The following is a 5,747-nucleotide window of genomic DNA, read 5'->3' as shown; positions in this document are numbered from 1 at the left end:
CGCCCATTATCGGTGCGGGGCTATTTGTCGATAACGAGATCGGCGGCGCTACGGCCACCGGAGTTGGGGAAGAAGTCATTCGTACCATGGGTAGTTTCTTGATCGTAGAGCTTATGCGGCAAGGCAAAAGTCCGCAAGAGGCCTGTGAAGAAGGGGTAAGGCGCATCCTTGCCAAAAACAAGGATAAACAGGACTTTCAGATCGGCTTTATCGCCATTAATAAAAAAGGGGAGACTGGCGGGTATTGTATCCATCCCGGGTTCAGCTATCGCACGTATTCGGGGGAAGGGCATTTTAACACGCCCTCCACCTCTTACCTTGATTCGTAGTTTGGAACGAAATTCCCAACACCGAGTCTATAATTTGATTTTGTACCGCTAACTTTATATTTTTAATTTCGACAGATGTCAACACAAAAACGCCTCTTTCTCCTTGATGCCTACGCCCTTATTTTCCGTGGATATTATGCCCTGATAAAAAATCCGAGAATAAATTCCAAGGGAATGGATACCTCCGCTATCATGGGCTTTATGAATTCCCTTTTCGATGTCATCAAACGGGAGAGGCCCGATCATCTGGCCGTGTGTTTCGATAAGGATGGTAGTGCCGAACGTGTCGAAATGTATGCAGACTATAAGGCCAATCGCGACGAGACGCCCGATGCCATCAGAACGGCTATTCCTTGGATACAGAATATTCTGAAGGCCATGCATATACCTTGTATCGAATTGTCGGGGCTAGAGGCAGACGACGTCATCGGTACCTTGGCCAAACAGGCCGAAAAGGAAGATTATAAGGTCTTTATGGTCACTCCCGATAAGGATTTTGCACAGCTGGTTTCCGAAAACATCTTTATGTACCGACCGGCGCGTATGGGCAACGGTATCGAAATATGGGGCATTCCCGAAGTGCGGAAGCGTTTTGGGGTCGAGCGGCCGGAACAGGTCATCGACTACTTGGGGATGATGGGCGATGCCAGCGACAATATTCCCGGACTTCCCGGTGTCGGCGATAAAACGGCCAAAAAGTTCATCAAGCAGTTCGGTTCGATGGAAGGCCTGTTGGAAAATACCGACAAATTGAAGGGTAGAATGAAGGAGAAGATCGAGGAAAGTGCGGAGCTGGGAAGACTATCCAAAAAACTGGCCACCATAATTATCGATTGTGATGTCACCTTCGATGCCGAAGATTATGAACTTTCGAAGCCCGATAGCGAAAAAGTGCAAGTGCTTTTTGAAGAGCTGGAGTTCCGTCGTCTAAAAGACCAATTCATCAAAATATTTTCCGGGGAAGACGATACGGTCCAAGCGCAGGTCAGCAGTACCCCGACGGCAAAGGCTCAAGCGAACGAAGCAGGAGGCGGACAGTTTTCATTGTTCGGTGGCGAAGCGGGGGATTCGGGAGAAACTATAAAGGACTTCAACAGCCGAAAGACCATCAAAGAGGTATCGCACTCGTACCAAAGCGTCGCCCAAGGTATGGCCATGGAACTCTTCCTAAAAAATTTGATGAAGCAGACATCCGTTTGTTTCGATACCGAGACGACGGACTTGAATCCGTTGTCCGCCGAATTGGTGGGTATCGCCTTTTCTTGGGAAGCCACGAAAGGCTTTTATGTTCCCTTTCCTGCAAAGAAGGAAGAAGCCCAAGGGCTTATCGAACAGCTCCGTCCGTTTTTTGAATCCGAAAACATCGAGAAGGTCGGCCAAAATCTAAAGTACGATATCAAAGTACTCGATAAGTACACTATTAAGGTCAAGGGGCGCTTTTTCGACACGATGATCGCACACTATCTGATCAATCCCGATATGCGGCATAATATGGATGTGCTGGCCGAAACCTATCTCAACTATACGCCTGTTTCCATTGCAGAACTGATCGGTAAAAAAGGAAAGAACCAGCTCAATATGCGGGATGTTCCTTTGGAAAAACAGACGGAGTACGCCGTCGAGGATGCCGATATCACCTTTCAGCTGGCGCAGCATTTCAGTCCCGAACTGGCCGAAGCCAAGACCGATAAACTCTTCAACGACATCGAGATTCCGCTGCTGCGGGTGTTGGCCGATATGGAACTGGAAGGTATTAATCTGGATAAAAAATTCCTGAACTCCCTATCCGAAGATTTGGAAAATGACATCAAAAATCTGGAAGAAATCATCTATAGGGAAGCGGGGGAGGAATTCAATATCGGTTCTCCCAAACAATTGGGGGAAATCCTTTTCGATAAAATGAAACTGGTCGACAAACCCAAGAAAACGCGGACCGGTCAATACTCCACCGCCGAGGATACCCTTTCCTACTTGTCCAAAGATCATAAAATCATTCAGCAAGTCTTGGAGTATCGGGGACTGAGCAAACTGAAAAGTACCTACATCGACGCCCTTCCGGAACAGATAGCGCCATCCACGGGACGCGTACATACCGATTACATGCAGACCGTAGCGGCTACGGGAAGATTGAGCAGCAACAATCCCAACCTGCAGAACATTCCTATCAGAACCGAACGCGGACGGCAGGTGCGCAAGGCCTTCATCCCTCGAGACGAGAACTACGTACTGCTGGCCGCGGATTATTCACAGATCGAGCTCCGGATCATCGCTGCCCTGAGCGAGGAGACCACCATGATCGAGGCGTTCACGAACGGGGAGGATATTCACGCATCCACGGCATCCAAGGTATTCAACGTGCCTATCGATGAGGTCACCCGCGCGCAGCGCAGCAATGCCAAAACGGTCAACTTCGGCATTATCTACGGCGTATCCGCCTTCGGACTGAGCAACCAGACAGACCTGTCCCGATCAGAGGCTAAGGAACTGATTGATACCTATTATAGGACCTATCCCAAGCTTCGCAATTATATGGGCGAGCAGATCGATTTCGCTCGTGAAAATGGCTATGTGCAGACCATTTTGGGAAGGCGTAGGTACTTAAAGGACATCAACGGCAGTAACCAAGTGGTACGCGGAGCGGCGGAACGTAACGCCGTTAACGCCCCGATCCAGGGTAGTGCGGCCGATATCATAAAAATTGCGATGATCAATATCCACAAAAAACTATCCGAAGGAAACTATAAAAGTAAAATGCTCTTGCAGGTACACGATGAATTGGTGTTCGACATCCACAAACCCGAATTGGATGAACTCAAGCCGTTGATAAAATCCGAAATGGAGAACGCCTATAAGCTATCAGTGCCCTTAGATGTGGAGTTGGGCATCGGCGATAACTGGTTGGAGGCGCATTGAATCATTGCTGTGGTAATAGGTTCTTAACAGACATCAAATTTACTAAACCGTTCCGAGTTTGATGCTATCGATGATTCCCCGCTACAAAATCGGATCGTAATTTCCGCAAAGAGCCTGAAAATCAGTGATATGATTTTTGAGAACCATTGGGGGTGTTGAAACTGATATATAGCAATTTTCCAGATTACAGAAAATTACAGTGATAGTTTCAGTTTTTATTTTATTTGGTATCAGATATTATTATTTCTTCGACCCCGTAAAATTTGAAAGCGAACATTGTTTTTCACATCATTATAGGCCCCTAATTACCTATACGGTACTCTTTTTTGCTTCGTTCTGGATTCTGATATTGGTTTTTTGAATTTTTTTGGAATACAGGTTAGAGAGCCATTGATTTTGTGTTTCACTGATCTAGGATTCGGCTCATAACACCTTTGTCTCGTCCACCGCGGCAGAAAAACACGCTAACCTTCCGAAGGACACCTATTTCTCATGGAGCGTTACAGCAGTTCAGACTTCAAATTGATCTATCCGCTAATGGGGTGTAATTTAAAAATGCCGATGGCCTGCAATTCCCTTTTCACCTACAAAAATTCCCGTTTCACAACATTTTTTCCCCAGTACGCCAAGAACGGAATACTTTTATCCTAAAATCCCGTCCCTAACGGAAACAAGTGATGAAAAAGTATTTTAGTCTTTTGCTCCTATTGACGATTACCCTGATCGGTAACGCCCAATCCGATACTTCGGAAAGCGAACCGACTGCTAAAACACAACGGGCCGTGGAGCCCAAGGTCAAGGTATTCCCGAACCCTGCAACGAATGTAGTCAATGTTCTCGGTCTAAGAAACACGGAGAAGGCAGATATCATCATATCGGATATCTATGGTAACACTGTTTCTTCCCATCAGTGGGCCATTCGGCGCAATGCCCTGAACATTCCTATTGCTACACTTAGACCAGGGGCGTATATCATCCGAGTACATTCGGATGAACAACAGGTACGGACGAAATTCTACAAGCAGTAAGACCACCATAAACGAATCATCCGACAACCAAAAAAGATTCAAGTATCCCTTTACTTTCCAAAGGCCGCATCGCTATTCGATGCGGCCTTTTTGATGATGCCATCTTTGAAGAGACCGGGGTCAATTCGGGTCTAGAATCCTAAATAAAAAAATATCGGATTGACCACGTATTACTCCGGTGGAATCACCCTAAATCTTTAAAATAAATATTCGGAAACAAGGGTTTGCAATATAACTTTATTAGTGTACATTTGCAGCCCGTTTTCGGGAGAGTACAACTAATTTTAAAGTTACCACAGTGGATACATTAAGTTATAAGACCGTTTCGGCCAACAGGAAGACTGTTGACAAACAATGGGTTTTGGTAGATGCAGAAGGGGAGACGTTGGGTCGAATGGCCTCTAAGGTCGCCAAAATGCTCAGAGGAAAGCACAAGCCGAATTTTACCCCCCACGTCGATTGTGGTGACAACGTTATCGTCATCAATTCAGAAAAGGTGACTATGACCGGCAATAAATGGGAAGATAAGGTCTACCAGCGCTACACGGGCTATCCCGGTGGGCAGCGATCGAAATCCGCAAAAGAGGTCTTGGCCAAGCATCCGGAACGAATCGTAGAAAAGGCGATCAAGGGTATGCTTCCCAAAAATAAACTGGGTGCCGAGCTTTTTAGAAATCTTAAGGTAGTGGTGGGTTCCGAGCACAACCATGAAGCCCAAAAACCAACGCTTATCAATTTAAAAGAATTCAAATAAATGGAGACCATTCACAAAATTGGGAGAAGAAAAACGGCGGTCGCCCGTGTCTATGTTTCGGAAGGAAAAGGAAATATTACGGTAAATCAAAGGGACCTCAATGACTACTTTTCCACGGCGACCCTACAGTACAAGGTGAAACAACCTTTTTCATTGACCGGCAGCGAAGACATATACGATGTAAATGTAAATGTCTATGGCGGCGGAATCACAGGTCAGGCAGAAGCTATCCGCTTGGCGCTTTCTAGGGTTATGTGCGAGGTAGACGCGGAAAACAGGACCGTGCTCAAGCCCGAAGGTCTTTTGACCCGTGATCCAAGAATGGTGGAACGTAAGAAATTCGGTCAGAAGAAGGCCCGTAAGAAATTCCAGTTCTCTAAACGTTAAGAGTATCGGCATCCATCTTCGGATTCTTTCTGGGGATGGATGTTTCATTTATCTATTTTTTAACCTAGTTCATTGAAAGTCCTGTTCCCAATACATCTTTGGGATAGGGATAAATTAAAGACTGTCTTTTTTTATTAGGATGGTTTTTTCGGTAGATTTTGCCTTCAGGCATTAGATCACCGTTAGTTTAGCATCTAAATACCAGAGGCTTTCCGGCCCAACTGTCGGGATACCACTCGGGTATTGCCTATTCAAAGGAACGTAAACTAAAGTAAACATGGCGAAAGTCGAAGTAAAACAATTATTGGAAGCAGGTGTACATTTTGGACACCTCAC

At 45.9% G+C, this 5,747-nt stretch carries 5 protein-coding genes and 1 pseudogene; all 6 read left to right on the top strand.

Features of this window, described 5'->3' with window-relative positions:
• Positions 1-329 (top strand): isoaspartyl peptidase/L-asparaginase (locus tag ACEW8S_RS14695; RefSeq protein WP_373518884.1); only part of this gene is annotated, 329 nt, incomplete at its 5' end.
• 75 nt (positions 330-404) lie between these two features.
• Positions 405-3,242, top strand: coding sequence for a DNA polymerase I (gene polA, locus ACEW8S_RS14690; RefSeq protein WP_373518883.1), 2,838 nt, complete (start codon positions 405-407; stop codon positions 3,240-3,242).
• 63 nt (positions 3,243-3,305) lie between these two features.
• A pseudogene (locus tag ACEW8S_RS14685) lies at positions 3,306-3,401 on the top strand (hypothetical protein); the annotation flags it as partial.
• A gap of 518 nt (positions 3,402-3,919) precedes the next feature.
• On the top strand, positions 3,920-4,270 hold the full coding sequence (locus tag ACEW8S_RS14680; protein ID WP_373518882.1) for a T9SS type A sorting domain-containing protein: 351 nt from the start codon (positions 3,920-3,922) through the stop codon (positions 4,268-4,270).
• 298 nt (positions 4,271-4,568) lie between these two features.
• Positions 4,569-5,024 carry a 50S ribosomal protein L13 gene (gene rplM, locus ACEW8S_RS14675; protein WP_373518881.1) on the top strand — a complete coding sequence of 152 codons (456 nt, stop codon included), beginning with the start codon at positions 4,569-4,571 and terminating at the stop codon, positions 5,022-5,024.
• Positions 5,025-5,411: a 30S ribosomal protein S9 gene (gene rpsI / locus ACEW8S_RS14670; protein WP_373518880.1), complete on the top strand. Its 387-nt coding sequence runs from the start codon at positions 5,025-5,027 to the stop codon at positions 5,409-5,411.
• The last annotated feature ends 336 nt before the right edge of the window (positions 5,412-5,747 follow it).

Origin of the sequence: Pricia sp., from assembly GCF_041745955.1 — a bacterium.
Classification (GTDB): domain Bacteria; phylum Bacteroidota; class Bacteroidia; order Flavobacteriales; family Flavobacteriaceae; genus Pricia.
Note: the sequence above shows the minus strand (reverse complement) of the source record. Positions and strands in the feature narration are given on the sequence as shown.

Coding starts and splice junctions, on each gene's coding strand:
- polA (WP_373518883.1), top strand. CDS start 405: ATGTCAACACAAAAACGCCTCTTTCTCCTTGATGCCTACGCCCTTATT.
- ACEW8S_RS14680 (WP_373518882.1), top strand. CDS start 3,920: ATGAAAAAGTATTTTAGTCTTTTGCTCCTATTGACGATTACCCTGATC.
- rpsI (WP_373518880.1), top strand. CDS start 5,025: ATGGAGACCATTCACAAAATTGGGAGAAGAAAAACGGCGGTCGCCCGT.